Origin of the sequence: Natronorubrum halobium (assembly GCF_051351675.1) — an archaeon.
Taxonomy (GTDB): domain Archaea; phylum Halobacteriota; class Halobacteria; order Halobacteriales; family Natrialbaceae; genus Natronorubrum.
Genome location: NZ_CP195595.1, coordinates 3,041,421 through 3,060,807, shown reverse-complemented (window position 1 = coordinate 3,060,807; position 19,387 = coordinate 3,041,421). Strand labels below are relative to the sequence as shown.

19 protein-coding genes are annotated in these 19,387 nt (G+C 62.8%); 9 read left to right on the top strand and 10 right to left on the bottom strand.

From position 1 onward, the window contains the following. Window positions 1-530 precede the first annotated feature (530 nt). Window positions 531-1,298, top strand: a complete 768-nt coding sequence (locus ACSFC7_RS15085) for an RNA methyltransferase (RefSeq protein ID WP_436343649.1) — start codon at window positions 531-533, stop codon at window positions 1,296-1,298. Window positions 1,299-1,434: 136 nt separating this feature from the next. Here ACSFC7_RS15085 and ACSFC7_RS15080 read toward each other — a convergent pair whose 3' ends face one another. After that, on the bottom strand, window positions 1,435-2,670 hold the full coding sequence (locus tag ACSFC7_RS15080; RefSeq protein WP_436343648.1) for an RNA-guided endonuclease InsQ/TnpB family protein: 1,236 nt from the start codon (window positions 2,668-2,670) through the stop codon (window positions 1,435-1,437). 138 nt (window positions 2,671-2,808) lie between these two features. Here ACSFC7_RS15080 and ACSFC7_RS15075 point away from each other — a divergent pair, with 138 nt between their 5' ends. Then, on the top strand, window positions 2,809-3,849 hold the full coding sequence (locus ACSFC7_RS15075) for a hypothetical protein (protein ID WP_436343647.1): 1,041 nt from the start codon (window positions 2,809-2,811) through the stop codon (window positions 3,847-3,849). A 164-nt stretch (window positions 3,850-4,013) separates the two neighbouring features. Here the strand turns inward: ACSFC7_RS15075 and ACSFC7_RS15070 are convergent, their stop codons facing one another. Beyond that, a complete protein-coding gene (locus tag ACSFC7_RS15070; RefSeq protein WP_436343646.1) occupies window positions 4,014-4,691 on the bottom strand; it encodes an HTH domain-containing protein in 678 nt (225 codons plus the stop codon). Window positions 4,692-4,827: 136 nt separating this feature from the next. Further along, entirely contained in the window at window positions 4,828-5,916 is a 1,089-nt protein-coding gene (locus tag ACSFC7_RS15065; protein WP_436343645.1) for a DMT family transporter, read from the bottom strand. Between the two features lie 180 nt (window positions 5,917-6,096). Between ACSFC7_RS15065 and ACSFC7_RS15060 the strand changes: the two genes are divergently transcribed. Next, window positions 6,097-6,579, top strand: coding sequence for an Lrp/AsnC family transcriptional regulator (locus tag ACSFC7_RS15060; protein WP_436343644.1), 483 nt, complete (start codon window positions 6,097-6,099; stop codon window positions 6,577-6,579). A gap of 14 nt (window positions 6,580-6,593) precedes the next feature. On the opposite strand, the gene ACSFC7_RS15055 is transcribed toward ACSFC7_RS15060, so the two are convergent. The 4 genes from ACSFC7_RS15055 to ACSFC7_RS15040 are packed head-to-tail and all read right to left on the bottom strand — an operon-like array spanning window position 6,594 to window position 10,099. Next, entirely contained in the window at window positions 6,594-7,487 is an 894-nt protein-coding gene (locus ACSFC7_RS15055) for an MBL fold metallo-hydrolase (protein ID WP_436343643.1), read from the bottom strand. Beyond that, window positions 7,484-8,269, bottom strand: a complete 786-nt coding sequence (locus tag ACSFC7_RS15050; protein ID WP_436343642.1) for an ABC transporter ATP-binding protein — start codon at window positions 8,267-8,269, stop codon at window positions 7,484-7,486. The genes ACSFC7_RS15055 and ACSFC7_RS15050 overlap by 4 nt, the downstream gene beginning before the upstream one ends. Then, window positions 8,266-9,090 carry an ABC transporter permease gene (locus ACSFC7_RS15045; RefSeq protein ID WP_436343641.1) on the bottom strand — a complete coding sequence of 275 codons (825 nt, stop codon included), beginning with the start codon at window positions 9,088-9,090 and terminating at the stop codon, window positions 8,266-8,268. The genes ACSFC7_RS15050 and ACSFC7_RS15045 overlap by 4 nt, the downstream gene beginning before the upstream one ends. After that, window positions 9,083-10,099: an ABC transporter substrate-binding protein gene (locus ACSFC7_RS15040; protein WP_436343640.1), complete on the bottom strand. Its 1,017-nt coding sequence runs from the start codon at window positions 10,097-10,099 to the stop codon at window positions 9,083-9,085. Before ACSFC7_RS15040 ends, ACSFC7_RS15045 begins: the two co-directional genes overlap by 8 nt. A 328-nt stretch (window positions 10,100-10,427) precedes the next feature. Here ACSFC7_RS15040 and ACSFC7_RS15035 point away from each other — a divergent pair, with 328 nt between their 5' ends. Beyond that, window positions 10,428-11,195, top strand: a complete 768-nt coding sequence (locus tag ACSFC7_RS15035) for an IclR family transcriptional regulator (protein ID WP_436343639.1) — start codon at window positions 10,428-10,430, stop codon at window positions 11,193-11,195. A 42-nt stretch (window positions 11,196-11,237) separates the two neighbouring features. Here ACSFC7_RS15035 and gatE read toward each other — a convergent pair whose 3' ends face one another. Then, a complete protein-coding gene (gene gatE / locus ACSFC7_RS15030; protein WP_436343638.1) occupies window positions 11,238-13,106 on the bottom strand; it encodes a Glu-tRNA(Gln) amidotransferase subunit GatE in 1,869 nt (622 codons plus the stop codon). 428 nt (window positions 13,107-13,534) lie between these two features. Between gatE and ACSFC7_RS15025 the strand changes: the two genes are divergently transcribed. Next, window positions 13,535-13,681 (top strand): hypothetical protein, encoded by a 147-nt coding sequence (locus tag ACSFC7_RS15025; protein WP_436343637.1) that lies wholly within the window; start codon window positions 13,535-13,537, stop codon window positions 13,679-13,681. Window positions 13,682-13,683: 2 nt separating this feature from the next. Here ACSFC7_RS15025 and ACSFC7_RS15020 read toward each other — a convergent pair whose 3' ends face one another. Both ACSFC7_RS15020 and btuC read right to left on the bottom strand, forming a co-directional pair. Continuing rightward, on the bottom strand, window positions 13,684-15,183 hold the full coding sequence (locus ACSFC7_RS15020; RefSeq protein ID WP_436343636.1) for a heme ABC transporter ATP-binding protein: 1,500 nt from the start codon (window positions 15,181-15,183) through the stop codon (window positions 13,684-13,686). Then, window positions 15,180-16,310 (bottom strand): vitamin B12 ABC transporter permease BtuC, encoded by a 1,131-nt coding sequence (gene btuC, locus ACSFC7_RS15015; protein ID WP_436343635.1) that lies wholly within the window; start codon window positions 16,308-16,310, stop codon window positions 15,180-15,182. The genes ACSFC7_RS15020 and btuC overlap by 4 nt, the downstream gene beginning before the upstream one ends. A gap of 61 nt (window positions 16,311-16,371) precedes the next feature. Here btuC and ACSFC7_RS15010 point away from each other — a divergent pair, with 61 nt between their 5' ends. The 4 genes from ACSFC7_RS15010 to ACSFC7_RS14995 all read left to right on the top strand — a co-directional run bounded on the left by ACSFC7_RS15010 (window position 16,372) and on the right by ACSFC7_RS14995 (window position 19,374). Further along, window positions 16,372-17,505 carry a PGF-CTERM-anchored ABC transporter substrate-binding protein gene (locus ACSFC7_RS15010; protein ID WP_436343634.1) on the top strand — a complete coding sequence of 378 codons (1,134 nt, stop codon included), beginning with the start codon at window positions 16,372-16,374 and terminating at the stop codon, window positions 17,503-17,505. 60 nt (window positions 17,506-17,565) lie between these two features. Next, a complete protein-coding gene (gene srp19, locus ACSFC7_RS15005; protein WP_436343633.1) occupies window positions 17,566-17,847 on the top strand; it encodes a signal recognition particle subunit SRP19 in 282 nt (93 codons plus the stop codon). A 1-nt stretch (window position 17,848) separates the two neighbouring features. Further along, the gene (locus tag ACSFC7_RS15000) at window positions 17,849-18,112 is read left to right on the top strand and encodes an H/ACA ribonucleoprotein complex subunit GAR1 (protein WP_436343632.1); all 264 of its coding nucleotides are present in this window, start codon (window positions 17,849-17,851) and stop codon (window positions 18,110-18,112) included. Window positions 18,113-18,261: 149 nt separating this feature from the next. Continuing rightward, window positions 18,262-19,374 (top strand): presenilin family intramembrane aspartyl protease PSH, encoded by a 1,113-nt coding sequence (locus ACSFC7_RS14995; protein WP_436343631.1) that lies wholly within the window; start codon window positions 18,262-18,264, stop codon window positions 19,372-19,374. The last annotated feature ends 13 nt before the right edge of the window (window positions 19,375-19,387 follow it).

Sequence of the window (19,387 nt, the reverse complement as noted above, 5' to 3'; positions counted from 1 at the left end):
GCGAGGGAGGTGTGTTCCAGTTCAGACCCCCCACACCTAGATCGGCTTACAAACGCGAGGGGGGTGTGTCCCTCCCACCATTATATGGGTTTCGTCTCGAGAAACACGGCAGAGTGGTGTAATACCCCTCAAAACCCACGGCGCCTCTCGAGTATCGATCCCCTCGATTCGATTCGAAACGTCCGCTGTACTCTCTAAACGACCCTCTAGACTAGTTACCTAGTCTAGAACTAGATTATAGAGAAAAGTAGTAGAAACAGGTTACAGAACTCCTGTCCGTCCACAGATCGCAGTTCTCAACGGATCGTGGACTCGAATCTCGACACTCTCGAATCCCCTCCGGTATCCGTCTACTTCCCCGTCATCCGTCCGCTCTTGTGCAGTCATCCGTTCTCCGTCGGTCCGCTATCTCCTCGTCAGTTGGCTTCCGATACACCGGTTGCCGAAGGCGACGTTCGACGGGACGATTCCGGTCGAACACGGAACCGAAAGGATAACCCGTTTCTCGAGTCGATATCCACCGACAGAGTATGAGCGAGGAGTCGCCCGAACCCGACAGTTCCACTCGCCGCACGCCACCAGCAGTCGCCGTCGTCGACGCCCAGACGCCGGGTAACGTCGGCACCATCGCGCGAGCGATGAAGAACTTCGGCTTCGAGGACCTCCTGCTCGTCGATCCGCCGGAACTCGACCCCGACGGCGAAGCGTACGGATACGCGGGCCACGCCCGCGAGGACATCCTTCCGAACGCGACCGAAATTTCGTTCGATCACCTCGTCGCGAACTACCACACGGTGGGCTGTACGGCGGTGACCAACGAGGACGACCACAGTCACGTTCGGTTCCCGTTCTCCACGCCGGCCGACCTCGCCGACCGACTGGCGACCGTCGAGGCACCCACCGCACTCGTCTTCGGTCGCGAACGCGTCGGGCTGACCAACGAAGAACTCGCCCGGATCGACGAAATCTGCTCGATTCCGGCCAGCGCGGAGTATCCCGTCCTCAACCTCGGCCAGGCGGCGACCATCACGCTCTACGAACTCCGATCGCTCACGCTGTCCGACGAGGAGACGCAGCTACCCGACCTCGAGCGCGTCCGAGCGTCCGAACCGACCATCAATCGCGTCTACGACCAGTGGGCGGCCCTCCTCGTAGCACTCAACCACCCGGAGGAGAAACGCGAGAAGACGATGCGGATGCTACGACGCGTCTACGGGCGAGCGGATCTCACCGAAGGCGAGGCACAAACGCTCCTCGGACTGCTCCGCCGGGCGACGGAACGGCCGGAACGACAGTAACGCCGAAACGACGGCAACTGGAGCGGAACCGATGGCAGCAGATCGCCTGGCAGATAGTTACGAAAGAACTGCGACACTCGGCCACCACAATCATATACTCCTGGTGGACAGCACTACAGGGTAAGCTAACCCACGGCTAAAGCCGTGGCCTTTCACCATGGACTCCCGCTCTAACCGAATCCGGTACGGGCTTGATCCCGTTCGCATTCAACATCCCGGTGTTCAAGCGCACGCCTACGGGTGCGCCTCCCCCGGCCCCAGTTTGGTTCTGGAGGAGTCGATAGCCGACATTCTTCGCAGCATTGTAGTCAGCGTGGTTCGTGTAGCCACACGACTGGCACTCGAAGGAGTCCTGCGTCGGGCGGTTGTCCCTGGCCGTGTGGCCGCACGACGAACATCGCTGCGACGTGTTCGCCGGGTCGACCTGATTGACGACGAGTCCATGTCCGACGGCCTTGTACGCGACATACTCATAGAGCCGTCGAAATGCCCACGCATGGAGACGCTTCGCGCCGGGCATCCGATCGCGGATGTCGGTCAAGTCTTCGAAGGCGATGTGCGAACACTCGCGCTCGTCGGCCTCTTCGACGAGGTCGTTCGCGATACAGTGCAGCATCTGTTCGAACCGGCCTGTTTCGGTTTCGCCAACGCGCTGGATCGCCTCGTGAGCGTACCGCGTACCGTGTTGCTGCATAGACGCACGACGCTTCTCGTATTCGCGGTGCCAGTGGTCGAGCTCGTCGCCAGACCAGAACATGCCAGTCGACGTGACGGCGATGTTCTCGACTCCGAGGTCCACGCCGAGAACCGTTCCGTTCTCGGCTTGTTCGGAGTCGTCCACGTCCGCCTTTGTTCGGACGTGAAGGGAGAACTCGTCATCGGTCTCGCGATAGTGAAGCGTTGCGCCAGTCGTTTCAAACTCGTCGGAAAAGAGGTATTGCGAGTGGGGCGTGTCACGGTTCTCGCCGGGCAGAACGTACTCGACGGTGATGCGCCCATTGACAGTGGACAGCGAGGCGTAACCCTCGTAGAACGTGGCGTTGCGCTGATTATACTCGACGAACGGCGATGTAAACGTCGGCACCGACGCTTCTTTACCGCGCTTCCACTTCGCGACGGTGGACTTGAGCGCGTCCACCGCACGATCCCGGGCAGACTGAACGTGGTTGCTATGCAACTCTGTTCGGTCGCGCACGTCACCGTACGTTTCGTCGTGCAACACCGACTTCCGCATCTCGACCCACTCACCGTCGTACGCAGCATCGACGACGTAGTTCGCAGCGTCGAGGAACTGCTGAATCGTTTCTCGAAGAAGGTCCGCGTCGCTGTCGGTCACGTCGAGTTTGACCGGGACTGTTCGGCGGACCTCCATACATATCACAACACAAGTCATGCACTTAATTATTAATATACGGTGGGGGAGTCAGCCTGCCACCGTCGTTGGTAGCATAGTCAAGCGAACGCCCTTCCTCCCACGACTAACGTCGTGGGTTTCCGCGTTGCTCAACCTATGATCGAGGTCACCCGACGACGGACACTGTCTCTCGCCGGTGCGGGAATGGCAACGCTCGCGGGCTGTTCGGAAACGTCGGACGACGGCGGAACCGACGATGGCGACGACGGCGATGACGGCGACGACGGGTCGGAAGAGACGATCGATCTGGGCGGGGCTCTCCCGTCGTACGCCTCGATTCTCCCCGAAAGCGACCGTTCGACCTACTTCTACGGCGCGATCGATTTCGAGACGATGTCCACCATCACCGACGACGAGGGTGCCGAAGCAGGCGACGAACCGACGGATCCGCTGATCGGGAACCCCATCGTCGTCGCACTGCTGTGTTCGTTCGGCCTCTCGCAGTTCGCCAACTCCCGGGCAGCGGCGTCGTACAGTGCGAACGACGAGACCCCCAGCGGGGAGGGCGAACTCGTCTTCGCCGACGGCGTCTACGCACTCGTCGGCGAGTACGACCGGGACGGCCTCGCTGCCGACCTCGAGGACGACGGATACGACCGCGAAACCGACGAGGAGTCGTACGCGGTCTATACCGACGCCGAGACCGGCGAAGCGATCGGGATCACCGACGAGGTGTACGCCTTCTCCTACCCGAATCCCGACGACGAGTTCGATTCGGTCGCCGCCGTCGAACGGATGGTCGAGACCGCGAGCGGCGACCGAGAGCCGAAACACGCCACCGACGACGAGTTCGAGCGACTCCTCCGGGCCGGCGAACCGACCGGAATCACGCTCGGGCTCTACACCGCCGACGACGAGTTCGCGTCCGACGCACTCGAGGATGACCGGCCGGAAGAGGACGCCGAGAGTCTCGAGTTCGAGTTCGGTGCGTTCGAGGGTGCGTTCGGCGTCCACCAGCAGCTATCGGTCGACGACAGCGACGCCAGCGCCAGTGCCGTCGTCACGTACGCGGACGAAAACCGAGTCGACGTCGATCGACTCGAGTCGTCGCTCGGAACCGAGACGGAATCGCTCGAGGTGACTCGAGACGGGGCGACGGTGTCGCTCGAGGCCGAATACGCCGGCGACTTGGCCTGATCGAACGGACCGACCGATACGACACCTGCGCTGGATCCGAAGACTCGACGCGAAAATTGGACGTGAATCGATCGCTGATTGCTCGGAGCGGACACGAATCGCGGATCGACTCGTCAGCGGGGGACCGTCGTGTTTCGTGGGGAGGGGTATCGCGGTTTTTACGGTTATTCTCCGTTCTCCGGCGTGACCTCGCGCTCGGTCGATCGAGCATCCGTGGACTGCGAGACGTACTGACCCGTCTCGGAGACGGTGCCGGTCCAGCCGCAGTCGGCGCACGCGAACAGTCCCTGGCCGTCGATCAGCGACTCGCCGCAGTCGGGACAGTCGTTCGTACTCGCCTCGGTCGCCGTCGGTTCCGTCGCTTCGCTCTCCCGCGAACCGGCCAGCGGCGTCGGGAGCTCACCCGTTCGGAGGGAGGCGATCGCCTCGTCCGTCGTGTACGTCTCTTCGGTCCCCTCGTCGGTGTGGGGGAAGACGCCGACCAGTTCGTCGTCCGCGTAGAGTTCGAGACAGAGCAGTGGCGTCACGAGGAGGTCCGTCGTCTCGCCGGTCACCTGAGATGTCTTGGTGCGCTCCTGGAACGGCGGTCGAATACTCACACCCTGATCGGCTGCCCACGCTTCGAATCGCTCGAAACTGTCGAGCGCTTCCTGATAGGGGCTGTTGTCCGTCAGTGCGATCTCTTTCGGCCAGCTACGGAGCAACAGATCGTCGATCGTCCCCTCGGAGTCGCAGGCCTGCAGGGTCTCGATCTGTCGGTCGACTGGCTCGAGCAACAGCGGTGCGCGCACGTGGCAGACGACCGTCACGTCTGTCGATGTCGTAGCTGTAGGTGCTGTCATTGGATCATGTACTCGGGCCACGGTATCCGACTTAAATGTTTCTGGGAAGTCATGTCGTGGCACGGTGCCGAAGTGACACGATACCGAGGTGAGTAACGTAGCCGTCGAGGAACCGGCGCAAGCCGAGCGATTGTCGCTACTCGGCTCCTGTTCCGACGTCGGACGAAGCGGTTTCGTCGTCCGTTTCGGCATCGACTCGATCAGGCCCACCATCCGTTCTCACGTCGATTCGGTCGGTCCCGCCGTCCGTTCTCGCGTCGGACCGCCGATCGAGGGAGATCACCGGTGTGCTCCGGTCCTCGAGTCGCGACCGAATCAGCGCGCGGAACGCCTCCCGTTTGATGACGACGAAGCCGGCGAGGATCGTCAGCAGACCGACGATCGTGAGCGAGTCGACGACCGAGCCGAGGACGAACCAACTCACACAGATCGCGACTGCTGGTTCGGCGTACCCGACGAGGTTCACCTGTATCGCCCCGCTTCGATCGAGCAGTTCGAAGTAGAGCAGGAACGCGAAGACGCCGGAGACGAGCGTCAGGTAGAGATACGACAGCAGTGCCGTCGCGGTCAGCTGGATCGCAGCGGCCGACTCGCCGCGCAGGAACGCCCAGCCGAGCAACACGCCGGACCCGAGCAGCATCGACCAGGCCTGGAGCGTCTCGAGCGGAAGGTTCGATTCGATCGGGCGAACGAGCACGCCGCCGAGGGCGAAGGCGACGGCGGAGGCGAAGACGAGTACGGCGCCGAACGTCGTACTTCCGCCGAGCGCCGCCGAAGACGGCTGGACGACGAGGACAACGCCGATCAGTCCGAGGACGAAGCCGACGACGTCGAGGAGGTTGAGTCGCTCGTTCGGGAGTAACACGCCGGCGAATGCGACCGTCAGGATCGGTGCCGTGCTGACGATCGTCGCCGCGACTGCTCCGGCCACGTACAGCTCACCGAGGTACAATAACCCGTGGTAGAGCGCGATGACGAAGACGCCAGCGACGGCGATCACGAGCCACTCCGAGAGACCGGACGGACGAATCCGGTCGGTGACGACGGCCGCGTATCCGAGGACGATCACGCCGGCCAGCGCGTAGCGGAGTCCGGCGAACAGGAGCGGCGGCACGTACTCGAGGCCGACCTCGATCGCGACGAACGAACATCCCCAACAGAGTGAAAGCATCGAAAAGAGCACCAGTTCACGGTACTCAGATCGAAGCGAAGCGAGTACGGTCATTTTCAGTTCGGAACAGGAGGTCGTATTTAGATCCTTCTACAACAGATCCGATATCGGCGAAACAAGAACCACACATATGGATATAATACGAATCACCCGCCACGAGACGGACTCAATTTGTAGCTCTCTCCAAGTACGTCAGCCGAAGGATATATTCTGCTCCCCGCCGAGCACCCGTGCATGGATGAACGCGACGTGCGACTCCTCAAAGCGATCTCCGAACTCGAGACTGGGAGTCCGGAACGGCTTCATGAAGCAACCGGCATTCCGGTGTCGACGATCCACTACCGACTTAGCAACCTGCGGGAGGAAGGGATCATCACGAACGACCGCTACGACGTCGACCTCGAGGAACTCGGTCTCGGCGTGACCGTCCTCGTCGAGGTCCACGCCGATTACCAAGGCTCCTACGAGTCGTTCGCGGACCGGTTACTGACCGTCGAGGGGGTCACGAACGTCTACTTCACGATGGGGGAGACCGACTTCATCGTCGTCGCCCGGTTGAGCAGCAGCGAGATGGTCGAGCGCCTCATCGCCGAGTTCGAGCAACTCGAGGGCGTCGAGCGAACCGACTCGACGTTCGTCATTTCAGCGATCGAAGAACGCGACGCGCTGCAGAGCTACAGTCTCGAGACGCTGCTCGAGGAACTGGCCGACGAGTAACGACTGCCCGTCCACTACCGCTCTTTCGCGGTCACGTCGACCGTCTCGGTACCGATTTCCAACCCGTCTTCCGCGACGATAACGGTCCCGTCGAACGCCGAACTGGCCGCGTCTTGCATCACCTCTTCGTCCCGATATGGGAGAAGATGTGTCAATACGACCGTTTCTACACCGGCAGCCGCAGCGATTTCGCCGGCTTCCGTCGGATCACAGTGAGTCTGGTGGAGCCCCTCTCGTTTCTCGTCGGGCATCGCTTCCGTGTAGGTGTCCCAGACGAACGTTTCTGAATTCGAAGGGGGATCGGCGGTAACGGGGGCAATACAGCAGTCCTGAACGAGGACGTCTGCACCTTCCGCGAGCGAGATCACGCTATCGCATTTCCGGGTGTCACCCGAGAAGGCTATTTCGTGACCGGTCTCCTCGTCAGTGATCCGATAGCCATACGTTTCGATCGAATGGTCAACGGCACGCGCCTCGACTCGCCAACGATCGGTCTCGACGACCGATCCGTGATTGATCGGCGAGGTCTCGATATCCCAGATGCCTGAGGTCGGATAACCGACGTCTTCGCGGTACTCGATGTCTTCCTCGTAAATATCGTAGAGTGACTCGAGTAGCGAGTCCGTCCACGGACTGGGACCATGGATCCGGAGCGCTCCTTGACTGTCGCCTCGAGCCCAGTTCGCGACGACGAAGTTGTAGAAGTCCGCGTTGTGATCGATGTGATGGTGGGTGAAAAACAGCCGATCGATCGAGCCGGGATTGATACCGTTCTCGAGCAACCGGGTTACCGTCCCCGGCCCACAATCGAACAGCAACTTCTCTCCCCCGACCGAGACGAGAATACTCGTTCCTGCACGGTCAGGCAGTGGTACTGGACTTCCGGTTCCGAGTAGTGTACCCTTCATATGTGTTCCTGCAGTGCGTCGACGCATTCTTCGGACACTCCAACAATGTCCGGATCGTCGAGATCACGCGGATGTGATTTCTCGACGGTTTTGTCGGCGACAATCCGTGCGGGCCGCTGTGAGAGAACGAGTACTCGCTGCGAGAGAAACGCCGCTTCCAGGGCGTTGTGCGTCACGAATACGATCGTCTTCCGCTCCGTCTGCCAGATCTCTACCAGATCTTTTCGAAGCTCTCGTGCCGTAATCTCGTCGAGCGCACCGAACGGCTCGTCCATCAAGATCACGTCGGATTCGACGGCCATCGCCCGAGCCAGCGCGACGCGTTGTTTCATCCCGCCGGACAGCGACTGGGGATATTCGTCCGCAAAGTCGGACAACTCGACTAACTCGAGGTATCGATCGACGCGTTCGTCCCACTCGGATTCGGGGATGCCCATTCCCTTGAGGCCGAACTCGATATTGTACCGGACCGTTCGCCAGTCGAGCAGGCGCGGTTCCTGAAAGACGAATGCCACTGTCGTCTCGCTGTCGGACGATCCGACAGTGACCGACCCGCTCGAGGGTTCTTCGAGGTCGGCGATCAGGTTCAGGAGCGTCGATTTCCCACAGCCACTGGGGCCGAGGATCGAGACGAATCCCCCGGCCCGTGTCTCGAATGAGAGTTCATCGAGGACGTCCAGTTGCGTTCCGTCGGCCTGACGGTACCATTTCGACACCTCGTCGACGCTGATTCTCGTTCCGTCCACCTGCTCGGAGTCGGTTGCGTGGTTCATCCGTGTCATATCGTCACTCGCTGTTCGTCCGTACCGTCCTGCCAGGCGGTCGCCCGACGTTCGAGCGGTTTCAGAATCCCGAACTCGACGAACATCATGATCAGGGTGAAACTCAGCGTCCAGCCAAGGACGCCGACGATCGAGTAGACCTGGAACTGCTGGTTGATCATGTAGCCGACGCCGCTCGTCAGCGCCAGGAGTTCGACCAACACGACGATCTTCCAACAGAGCGCCAATCCGAACCGTGCCGCGGCCAGCATGTACGGCATCAGCGTCGGGATCAACACGTCCCGGAAGATGTCCCACCTCGAGACTTCGAAGGCGTGAGCCATGCTGACGAGATCGCCGTCGAGGGACTGCATCCCTTTCCAGAAGTTGAAGACGATCATCGGTGTTGCGAGAATGAACAGCGAGACGTACGCCGTCATCTCCGCGACGCCGAACCAGATGATCGAGAGGACGACGATACCCAGACCGGGGATCGTGATGCCGATGAGGACCAGTATTTCGAAGAAGTACTCCGCGCGCTTGTACAGTCCCATAACGATCCCGAGTAGGATGCTCACGGTGTAGGCGGCGCCGAATCCGACCGCGACGCGCTGGGTCGTGTCGATCGCGTGAACGAAGAACTCGCCGGTCGAGACGATCGTCGCGGTGAAAACTGCGACTTCGGTGACACGGGGCAGGAAGTGCCCGATGAAAAATATCGAGGCGATCTCCCAGGCCGTGAGGACGACCCCAACCGAGAGCAGTTGGTAGAACAGTTTCTCCTCGAGTACTTGATGGCCGTAGCGTCGCAGTCCGACGCGTTTTTCGGTTGCTTCAGACATCGATGATGTTGTATATCTCGTCGGTCGGTTCCGTCTCGAGAATACCGAGGTCGTACGCCTGTTCGACGAACTCGAGGCCCGATTCGGCGAGGTCGTCGGACCACTCCGTCGGATACGTTCCCGGCAACCGTTCTTTCGCCAGTTCGATCTGTTCGTTACCTTCGAGTCCGATGGAATCGGCGTAGGTGTCGATGACCTCGTCGAAGTTGTTCTCAATGTAGTTTTGCGTATCGAAGACCGCGGCTGCGAAGGCTTCACCGTCCGCTTCGTTCGACTCGTACCACGATCGATCCCAGGCGACGTCGACCGTCGTCATCGGGAGTCCGGTCGTCTCCTCCCAGACCTCCTCTGGATCGAGTACGATTTCGAAGTCGTGTTCGACCAGTGCGTTCGTGATGAGCGGTTCGTGCAGCAAGATCGCGTCGAGTTCCCCGTCCTCTAACAATCCGATGCTGGCGGCGGGTGCGACTTCGCTTAATTCGTAGTCGTCGGGACTCAGCCCGTACTCTTGCTCGAGAATCACGGCGACTTTGAGCCACGCGTCCGCCTCTCTGCTCGCCCAGCTGAGTTCCGTTCCTTCGAGATCCTGTGGTTCGTCAATATCGGAATCGGCTCTGGTGACGACGTACGCGTGATAGTTCATGTACGGTCCGATGAGTTCGATCTGATTGTCGTCCCAGTTACGGGTCGCGACGATCGAACCCATGTACCCGGTCGGAATATCGTCGTTGAGGACAAGTTGCTGTTGTACCTGCGGTGGTGCGGCGAACGCTTCACTCTGTATCCGAATTCCGCGATCCTCGTCGAATCCCTGATCGATGAGCGTCTCCGTTAACAGTCCGGTCGTTCCGCCTTCGGTCGTCCCTTTCGTGATGACGTCCTCGTCTTCTCCGCCGAGACACCCCGCTAACGCAGCGGTTGTTCCGGCGATACTCGCTCCGGCGGCCGCTCTCAGTACCCTTCGACGTTCCCACCGATGAGCGCCAGTATTTCGGTTATCATGGGCCATGATAACACCCATGGTAAACACATATATAGGTATTTCGAATATTGCTATAAGGAATGAGCGATTCTCGCCATATAACGTCCCTATACCTCGATCTCGTAACATCGGACTGTTGTCTATAGGGTATTTATAAGTGGATCCCGTTCGAATAGTCCGAACGTAATTCGTCGTCTCGTCTCGGGTCGACCGAACCGAATACACTACCAGTATTCAGTGAGAGAACCGCTTCCTAGTGGAAGCAGGTAATGCATCCGCAGAACCTATTAAAGTAGAGTACGCCGGAATTCGGATTATTCGAAAGCTTTTCCCCGTCCATGTGGTACCACCACACATGGCCAATCGAACCCGGCCTAGCCAGCCGGTTACGACGACACAGAGTTCGTTCGAGATCCTCGAGTTGCTCAAAGAACGAAACAGGTTGACACTGAACGAGATCGATGCGGAGATAGACCTCGCAAAGAGTACGATCCATCGGCATCTGACGACCCTCGAGGACCTCGGCTACGTAACCAAAGACGGAGACGCCTACCGAGTCGGACTCTGGTTTCTCGACCTTGGATTCTCGGCGATGAGACAGAACGAGCTGTATCAGATCGGGAAAGACCTCGCCGAGAACTTGGCCGAGCAGACCGAACATACGGTCTGGCTGAGCGCCGAGCAGAACGGACTCGCCGTTCACGTTCACAAAGCGGTCGGTGGAAACCCGTTTCAGAACTTCGCGAACGTGGGGAAGCGTCGTCATCTCCATCCGCTAGCCGGCGGTAAAGCGATCCTCGCCTACCTTCCGGAGCGCCGCGTTCGGTCCATCATCGACCGCCACGGGCTTCCCGCCCGGACGGAACACACGATTACTGACGAGGAGGAGCTATTCGAGGCACTCGAACGGACTCGGGAGCGAGGCTACTCGGTTCAGTTCGGCGAGGCGATCGTCGGTCTGAACGGCGTCGGCGCCCCGATCCGACTCGACGACCGTGTCGTCGGAGCGATCGCAATCGCGGGCGCAGCGAACCGGATCCCGAGCGAGAAGATCGACGAAGAACTGGCGGATCAGGTACTGGCGATCGCCAACGAGATCGAAGTCAATCTCCGGTACTCCTGATCGGTGACGGTAACGTTCGATTCCGATCACTCCGAATGCGTTTCAGGCGCGTTTCTGGATCTCCTCGCGGAGCAACTGGCTCACGAGGTCGCCGTCCGCTTTCCCGCGCAGCGCACCCATACACTCGCCCATGAGTCCTGAGAACGCCTGCATCCCTTCCTTTTCGACCTGTCCTTCGTTGCGTTCAACGACTTCGACGACCGCCTCTCGGACCTCGTCCTCGCCGGCCGACCCGAGTCCGGCGGCCTCGGCCGCATCTTCGGCGGACTGGTCGGGATCGTCCGCGAGCGCCCGCAACAGATCCGGCACGCCCTCTTGGGCGAGGTCGCCGCCGTCGGCCATCGCGAAGACATCCTCGAGGTGTTCGCGCGTGAGGTTTTCGACGGCCACGTCGTCGCGGCGCAGTTCGGTCAGCGTCGACTCGAGCGTCGTCGCGGCGAGCGTCGGATCGACGCCGTCGGCCACGACGTCCTCGAACAGCGGCATCCGTCGCCCGTAGGCGACCTGCTCCGCCAGTCCCGCGCCGAGATCGTACTCCGCCTGATAGCGTTCGACCTTCTCGGTCAGCAGTTCCGGTTCGGGGACCTCGCTCGGGTCGGGTTCGACCGGCGGCACGTCGGTTTCGGGGTACATCCGCGCCGCACCGGGCAGCGGCCGCAGGTAGCGAGTCGTTCCGTCGTCGTTCGCCCCGCGGGTCTCCTCGGGGACGCCCTCGAGTGCGACTCCGGCGCGCTCGGCGACGGCCTCGATCGAGCCCTCGGCGACGTCGGTCTCGGCGGCGACGATCGCGACGGCGTCCTCGGAGCCGGCACCGACGGCGTCTCGCAGGGCCTCGACCTCCCCTTCAGTGACCCCGTAGGCCGGCAGTTCGTCCGTGTGGAAGATGCCGCCCGCGCCGTGTCGCTTCGCGTAGTCGGAGAACTCGGTGCCGAGCCGGCGGTCCGGCGCGACCTCGCGACCCACGATGCCGTCGAAGCCGTACAGCGGGACGGCCATCACGGAACCGCCCGAACCGAGAGCCCCACCGATGACGCCGCTGTCCGTCCCCTCGAAGACCTCGCTCACGTCCTGGGTCTCGCCGATCGAGGCCTCTCGATCCGCGAGTTCCTCACGAATCTCCACGAGTTTGGCCTGGCGAGCGACCTCGTTGCGGACGATGTCGTCGATGTCGTCGAGGCTCTGGACGCCCTTGATTTCCACGCGTGCTCCGTCCGCGATGGAGACGTTGACGTCCTGACGAATCGTCCCGAGTCCGCGCTTGACCTTCCCCGTCGAGCGCAGGAGCATGCCGATCCGTTCGGCGGCCTCGAGGGCCTGCTCGGGCGACGAGATGTCCGGCTTCGTGCCGATTTCGACCAGCGGAATGCCGAGTCGATCCAGGCTGTACCGCACCCCCTCGTCGGTCTCTTCGACGCGCTGGGCGCTCTCCTCCTCGAGCATGAGATCCTCGATCCCGACCGCACCGTCGCCGGTCTCGATCTCGCCGCCGGTGGCGATCAGCGTCGACCGCTGGAAGCCCGACGTGTTCGAGCCGTCGACGACGAGTTTGCGCATGACGTGGGCCTGATCGACCGGGGTCATGTCCATCAACTGGGCGATCTCGAGGACCGTCTCGAGCGCCTCGTCGTCCAACTCGTGTGGCGGTTCGTCGTCCTCCTCGACCAGACAGGTCGAGTCGTACGCGAGGTACTCGAACTCGCGGTCGACCTTGCTCTCCTCGAGGGCGGCCTGGTCGATCTCGCCGAGTTCGCTACGCGTGGGGTGCAGGTAGCGCGTGAACGTCCGCGTCGACTCCTCGGGCTCGCGAAGCTCGGTCGGACACTGGCAGAACAGCTTCGTCGCCGTATCGAGTTGCTGGTGGATCTCCAGCCCGGCGACGAGTCCGAGCTCGTCGTAATCGTACTCGCTCATTGGCGGCCACTCGGAGGCGGAGGGGTAAAAAACCGTCCAGTTGCGGTCGGACCGGCGGTGGTGCCGCTGTCGCCGCAGTATTCGACCGCCTGTACGCGCGCGGCTGCCGCCGTAGTTCGGTGGTTTCCGAGAGCGATAGCGGCCGCTCGAAGGTGTTAGAGAGACGGGGTAGGTCAGTCAGCGTGAGTACACGTGGAAACCACGCGTAGTCGAAAGGTGGCTGCCTGACCGTGCCGCCTACCGGCTCTCTCTTCTATCGCTATAAAACAGCTCCGGTAGTCAGGTGCGGCAACTGTCCGATGCTACGCGGATCGCGCTGCGACCGGCGGGGTTCGTACTGGACCAATAGACCCGTGTGTCGTCGGTTCACGATTCCCGTCGCAAGAGCAAGCACAACGGCTACACGCGGGTACCAGCCACGTTCAGGTATGGTTCGGATCTCGACGATCGTCATCGTCCTCGCGATTATCCTCGCTATCGGTCTCATCCCGATCCCCGTTATTCCCGGCGTCGGGATCCTCGTCGGTATCTCGGGAGTCATTCTCGGAATAATCCTTCGACTTCTCGGCTACTAGCGTCAGTCGCTCGAGGACTCCGCCGACATTCCGGACCCCGAGTCGCCGTCCGACGAGGAACCGGTTTCCGACGAGTTGGAATCGGCACGCGAGTACGTCGATCCCGGCCCGTTTTCGACCGCCTCGAGTATCGTCTCCGGTGACGTCTCGATTCGTCGGCTCGGGTCCCGATTCGACAGGACGTCGCTGTCCGTTCGAACTGCAGTATCGCCATCCGATCGAGACCGAGCGTCGTCCGCTCCCGTCACGACCACGACCGAGTCGGCCACCGCATCGACCGTCTCGAGGAGTTGTCTCGAGCCGGCGCCGGTCGATTCGATCACGCTCTCGGTGACAACCGTTACGTTGGCCCCTCGAACGCGGTCCTCGAAGGCCGTGAGATCCGCGGGTGAGAGCGACTCGAACGGCGCGACCTCGAGTCGCTCGAGTTCGAGCGACCGGGCGGTCTCCGCCGCCGTATCGCCCGTTGTGACGGGGCCGGCGGAAATTTCGTGATCGGCTGCCGCCGTCTCGAGTCGAGCGAGCGCGGCCGACGCGGTCGGTCCGGTTCCGAAGACGTGAATTCGGACGTCGCTCCCGTCGTCTCCGCGTCGCGTTTCGGCCCCGTTCGAGCTCGGAAGCGCCGTCACCGTTTCCGTCCCCGTAATCGGATTCTGCGTGACCGCCGCGGTCGCGTCGAACACGTCCGAAAGCGTTTCGCCCGTCAGCACGTCCGCCGGCGGCCCGCTCCGGTAGATTTCGCCGTCGGCGAGCACCACAAGCCGGTCGCAGTACCGCGCGGCCAGATCCAGGTCGTGGATCGCCGCACAGACGGTCCGTCCCTCTTCGACCAACTCCTGGACTAACTCGAGCGTCTCGATCTGGTGATTCACGTCGAGGCTGCCGGTCGGTTCGTCGAGCAACATCGCCGGCGTCTCCTGAGCGATCGCACGCGCGAGCACCACGCGCTGGCGCTGACCGCCGCTCACCTCGTCGATCGGGCGCTCCGCGAGTTCGGCCGTTCGCGTCCGCTCGAGGGCCTGTTCGACCGCCTCGCGGTCCTCGCGCGTCGGGGACGAAAAGCGCGACCGGTGCGGATGGCGCCCCATCTCGACGACGTCGCGGACGGGGAAGGAAAACGACAGCGTCGTATCCTGCGGGACGACGGAGACCAGTCGACTCGAGGCCTTCGAGGACGCCCGATGAACGTCGGTGTCGCCGATCGACACTGTCCCCGAATCCGGCTCGAGCGCGCCGCTGATCGCCCGGAGCAGCGTCGTCTTCCCGGCGCCGTTCGGACCGACGAAGCCGACGAACTCGCCGGGCTCGATCGTCAGCGAGACGTCCTCGAGAACGGAGAGGTCGCCGAAGGAGAGCGACAGGTTCTCGACGGTGATCGGCGACGGGTCGATTCGCTTCTCGACGTCGTCCGCGGCTCTGACATCGTCCACCGCTCCGGTGTCGCCTGCCGACCCACCGTCGTCTGCCGTTCCATCGTCGTCCGGTCTCGGTCGTCGGCTCATACAGAGTGCACCTCCCGACGGGTGAGCAGGAACAGGAAGAATGGCGCGCCGAGGGCGGCCGTGATGATGCCGACGGGGACGATGGGCGTCGAGAGCTCGAGACCGAGGGGGAACGAGAGCGTGCCGAGGCGAGCGATCGTATCGGTCGCGACGAGAAACGACGCGCCGGCGAGGGCGCTGGTCGGCAAGAGAATTCGGTGATCGGGACCGACGAGCAGCCGCATGATGTGGGGGACGACGAGGCCGACGAACCCGATGACGCCGGCGACGGCGACGCCCGCGGCGGTGACGATGCTCGCGAGCGCGAGCAGGAGGAGCTTGGTCCGTTCGACGTCGACCCCGAGGTGATGGGCGTCCTCCTCGCCCAGCAGGAGGACGTTCATTTCCCGGGTGTAGGTGAGCAGGACGGCCACGCCGACGAGGGTCACCGGCAGCGCGAACCGGACGTCGCTCCAGGTGCTGTTGGCGAGGTGGCCCATCATCCAGATGACGGCCCGTCTGAGGTCGTCGCCGCTGTGGACGAGCATGTAGGAGATCATCGCGCCGAGGAAGGCCTGAATGGCGACGCCAGCCAGCAGCAGCGTCGCGACGGGCGTTCGCCCGCCCTCGGTCGCGATCGCGTAGACGAGAAACGCGGTCCCGAGCGCGCCGACGAACGCCGAAAGGTGGAGGCCGCCGAACGGGATCAGTGCCGGAAACGCGATCGCCGCGACGGCGCCCGCGGCGGCACCAGACGAGACGCCGATGATCGACGGATCCGCGAGCGGATTCCGGAAGAATCCCTGCATGACGGTTCCGGCGGCGGCGAGTGAGAATCCGACCGTCGCCGCGAGCGCGATCCGAGGCAGACGGATGTTCTCGACGATGTACTGGTGGCCCCCCGGCACGTCGAACGAGAAGACCGAGGTGTACTCGAATCCGGGGACCGGAACCGTGATGCCGATCCACGGAACGGTGCTTTCGGTCAGAATGATACTCGAGGGGACCGCGACGGCGTTCAGCGTGGCCATCGCGACCGTTAGCGGATCGATCCTGACGGAACCGAGGGCGGCGCTCCCGACGACGACGGCGACGAGCAGGGCTGTCAGCCCCACCGACCACGCGGCGGTTCGGACCGATCGCTCCATACATCACAACCTCGATTGGAGTAGGCAAATATTTGTTGAAGTAGCGGGTGACGTACGGACGATGCGACAACAACTGACCGTTCTCGTGGCCGTCTTACTCGCGGTTTCCGTCATCGCCCCCGTCGTGGGTGCCACCGGCGCGACTACGGGTGCTGCGGTACAGGATTCGGATGCACAGTGTGAGTATCCGCTCACGATAACCGACGCGTCCGGCGAGGAGGTCACCATCGACGACGAACCCGAGTCGATCGTGACGCTCTATCCGGGTGACGCGCAACTCGCCTACTCCATCGGCGCCGAAGACAAGGTCGTCGGCATGCCGATCGGTCAGTACACCGACTCGCTCGACGCCGGCGATCGAACCGACATCAGCGAAGACGACGGAGTGACCCCCGACGCCGAGGAAATCGTCGCGCTCGATCCCGACGTCGTACTCGCTGCCAACATTGCCCTCAGCGACGAGGATCTACTCGAGACGCTCGAGGACGCCGACATCACGGTCGTCGTGCTCGACACCGCGACGTCGATCGACGACGTCTACGACAACGTCCGTACCACCGGCGAAGTGACCGGTGAATGTGAGAGCGCCGAAGAAACGATCGAGTGGATGGACGACCGACTCGCGGTCGTCGAGGACGCGCTCGAGGACGAGGAGGCACCGCTCGCGTACTACGACAGCGGTGACGACGGCGCGACGTTCGGTGCGGAGACGTTCCAGCACGACGTGCTGACGGCGGGCGGTCTCGACAATCTGGCCGCCGAAGCCGGCGAGGAAGGGTGGGTGATGATGAGTCCGGAGACCGTCGTCGACGAGGATCCGGAGTGGATCGTCTACCCCGACCGTGAGGACTCCCCACCGTCCGCGGACAATCTGGAAGAGACGACGGCCTTCCAGGAAGATAACATCCACGCAGTCGACGACAACGCAGTGAGTCAACCGGCTCCCGACGTCGTTTACGTGGTCGAATCGCTCGTCGAGACCGTCCACCCCGACGTGTACGACGAGATCGAGTCCGACCTCGCAGAGGTCGACGAAGCGCACGGAATCGGTGACGACGCGAACGGCGAGGACGACGACTCGGACGACGCAGAAGCGAGCGACGACGGCGACGACGACTCGATCCCCGGCTTCGGCGTTTCCGCCGCGGTCGCCGCAGTGCTCGCCGTCGCCGGCTTCCTCCTGCACCGTCGATAACCGTCTCACTAGCGTCTCGTTTTGAAAAGTGTTTACTCGTCGGCTGTTCGAGATGAACGCATGGTCGAGAACGTCATCTGGCCCGCCTATCTCGATTCGGGCCTCTCACGGGCCGAGGGCCGGCGCGTGTCCGAAGATCTCGCAGTCGAAGAGCCGACGGTCGACGAAATCGCCAAGGCGGTCCAACAGATCGGGTACGACGCCACGATCGAACGGGACAAGGCCTACTCCCGGGAGCACTGGGCCGACCGTGGCCGCGTCGTCATCCGCGGGGCCGACGACTCGTCGAAGAACGACCTCGTCCAAGCCGTGGCGGCGTACGTCGTCGCGATGCGCGAGTGAGATGCGCCGGGTTGGCTCCGTCGTCCGAACCGCACAGGGACTCGCCGTGTTGCGGACGGACGACACCGACGGAGATAGGAGCGCGACCGGCTCGAGCGATGCTGTCCACGACGAGATCGGGACGATGGTCCTGGACGACTCACTCGAGACCGTCGGCCGCGTCGTCGACGTGTTCGGCCCCGTCGATCGTCCCTATATCGCGGTGACGCCGGACGCCGGCGTCCACCTGCCGTCGCTCGTCGGATCGACGCTCTACGCGCGATAGGCCGCCGACGGGCTCGCATTCGTCGCTCGAGACCCGAAAAATCCACCGCCTCGGCTCCGTTTTGCTCCGGTTCGGCTCTGGGCGGATCGATTCGTTCGTCTCGAGCGCAGACGAAAACACCCATAGGAGCGGGGTGCAAACGCCGCTTCATGAACCATCGGACACGCGTCTACCTCGCCGTCGCGTTCACCGTGGCGCTCTTCCTCGGCGTCCAGTTCGGCGCGCTGGCGCTGGTCGAGCCCTTCCAGGAGGCCGGCCATCAGGCCGTCGAGGATCCCGACGACCCGACGAACAGTGCGGTCTACTTCGGTATCATCCTCGGCGCGACCGCTCTCATGCTCGTGACGTTCAAGTACGACGCCCAGTGGCTCATCAAGGCCATGATCGTCGGCGTCAGCGTGATGCTCGCCTGGTTCGTCTTCGCCGAACTCGTGCCGCCGGTCGTCACCGTCGGCGAGGTCAACGCCCTCGCCGCGCTCGCCGCGCTCGCCGTCGGCGCGGCCCTCCTGTTCTACCCCGAGTGGTACGTCATCGACACCACCGGGGTCGTGATGGGGGCCGGCGCCGCCGCGCTCTTCGGGATCAGTTTCGGGCTCTTACCGGCAATCTTGCTGCTCGCCGTCCTCGCCGTCTATGACGCCATCAGCGTCTACCGCACCGAACACATGCTCGATCTGGCCGAAGGCGTGATGGACCTCAAGATCCCGGTCGTGCTCGTCATCCCGACGAGCCTCTCCTACTCGTATCTCGCCTCGGGCAGCACGGACGGGGTCCTCGAGGACCACGAGGATGACGGTGCCCAGAGCGGTGATGACTCGTCCCAGACGGACGGTTCGAACGCCGACTCCGACAGGGAGTCGAGCGCGGACGACGGTAATCCGGCTCTCGGCGATAGCGAGTCCGCAACTGACACCCAAGATCGTGCCGACGGCGAGACCGAGACCGACGAGCTATCGGAAGAAGAACGGGAACGCGACGCACTGTTCATCGGACTCGGTGACGCCGTCATTCCGACGATTCTCGTCGCGAGTGCGGCCTACTTCCTCGACGCCGGAGCGATCGACGTGCCCGGAATCGCGTTGAACGTCCCCGCCCTGGGCGCACTGGTCGGCACCATCGCCGGCCTCCTCGTCCTCATGTACATGGTTCTCAAGGGACGACCGCACGCGGGACTCCCGCTGCTCAACGGCGGGGCGATCGGGGGCTACCTGCTCGGTGCACTCGCGAGCGGCCTCACGCTCACTGCCGCGCTCGGACTGTAGTCCGGTTTCGCGC

Coding starts and splice junctions, on each gene's coding strand:
- ACSFC7_RS15075 (WP_436343647.1), top strand. CDS start 2,809: ATGATCGAGGTCACCCGACGACGGACACTGTCTCTCGCCGGTGCGGGA.
- ACSFC7_RS15070 (WP_436343646.1), bottom strand. CDS start 4,691: ATGACAGCACCTACAGCTACGACATCGACAGACGTGACGGTCGTCTGC.
- ACSFC7_RS15065 (WP_436343645.1), bottom strand. CDS start 5,916: ATGACCGTACTCGCTTCGCTTCGATCTGAGTACCGTGAACTGGTGCTC.
- ACSFC7_RS15085 (WP_436343649.1), top strand. CDS start 531: ATGAGCGAGGAGTCGCCCGAACCCGACAGTTCCACTCGCCGCACGCCA.
- ACSFC7_RS15000 (WP_436343632.1), top strand. CDS start 17,849: ATGCGCCGGGTTGGCTCCGTCGTCCGAACCGCACAGGGACTCGCCGTG.
- btuC (WP_436343635.1), bottom strand. CDS start 16,310: ATGGAGCGATCGGTCCGAACCGCCGCGTGGTCGGTGGGGCTGACAGCC.
- srp19 (WP_436343633.1), top strand. CDS start 17,566: ATGGTCGAGAACGTCATCTGGCCCGCCTATCTCGATTCGGGCCTCTCA.
- ACSFC7_RS15035 (WP_436343639.1), top strand. CDS start 10,428: ATGGCCAATCGAACCCGGCCTAGCCAGCCGGTTACGACGACACAGAGT.
- ACSFC7_RS15010 (WP_436343634.1), top strand. CDS start 16,372: ATGCGACAACAACTGACCGTTCTCGTGGCCGTCTTACTCGCGGTTTCC.
- ACSFC7_RS15045 (WP_436343641.1), bottom strand. CDS start 9,090: ATGTCTGAAGCAACCGAAAAACGCGTCGGACTGCGACGCTACGGCCAT.
- ACSFC7_RS15060 (WP_436343644.1), top strand. CDS start 6,097: ATGGATGAACGCGACGTGCGACTCCTCAAAGCGATCTCCGAACTCGAG.
- gatE (WP_436343638.1), bottom strand. CDS start 13,106: ATGAGCGAGTACGATTACGACGAGCTCGGACTCGTCGCCGGGCTGGAG.
- ACSFC7_RS14995 (WP_436343631.1), top strand. CDS start 18,262: ATGAACCATCGGACACGCGTCTACCTCGCCGTCGCGTTCACCGTGGCG.
- ACSFC7_RS15020 (WP_436343636.1), bottom strand. CDS start 15,183: ATGAGCCGACGACCGAGACCGGACGACGATGGAACGGCAGACGACGGT.
- ACSFC7_RS15050 (WP_436343642.1), bottom strand. CDS start 8,269: ATGACACGGATGAACCACGCAACCGACTCCGAGCAGGTGGACGGAACG.
- ACSFC7_RS15080 (WP_436343648.1), bottom strand. CDS start 2,670: ATGGAGGTCCGCCGAACAGTCCCGGTCAAACTCGACGTGACCGACAGC.
- ACSFC7_RS15025 (WP_436343637.1), top strand. CDS start 13,535: ATGGTTCGGATCTCGACGATCGTCATCGTCCTCGCGATTATCCTCGCT.
- ACSFC7_RS15040 (WP_436343640.1), bottom strand. CDS start 10,099: ATGGCCCATGATAACCGAAATACTGGCGCTCATCGGTGGGAACGTCGA.
- ACSFC7_RS15055 (WP_436343643.1), bottom strand. CDS start 7,487: ATGAAGGGTACACTACTCGGAACCGGAAGTCCAGTACCACTGCCTGAC.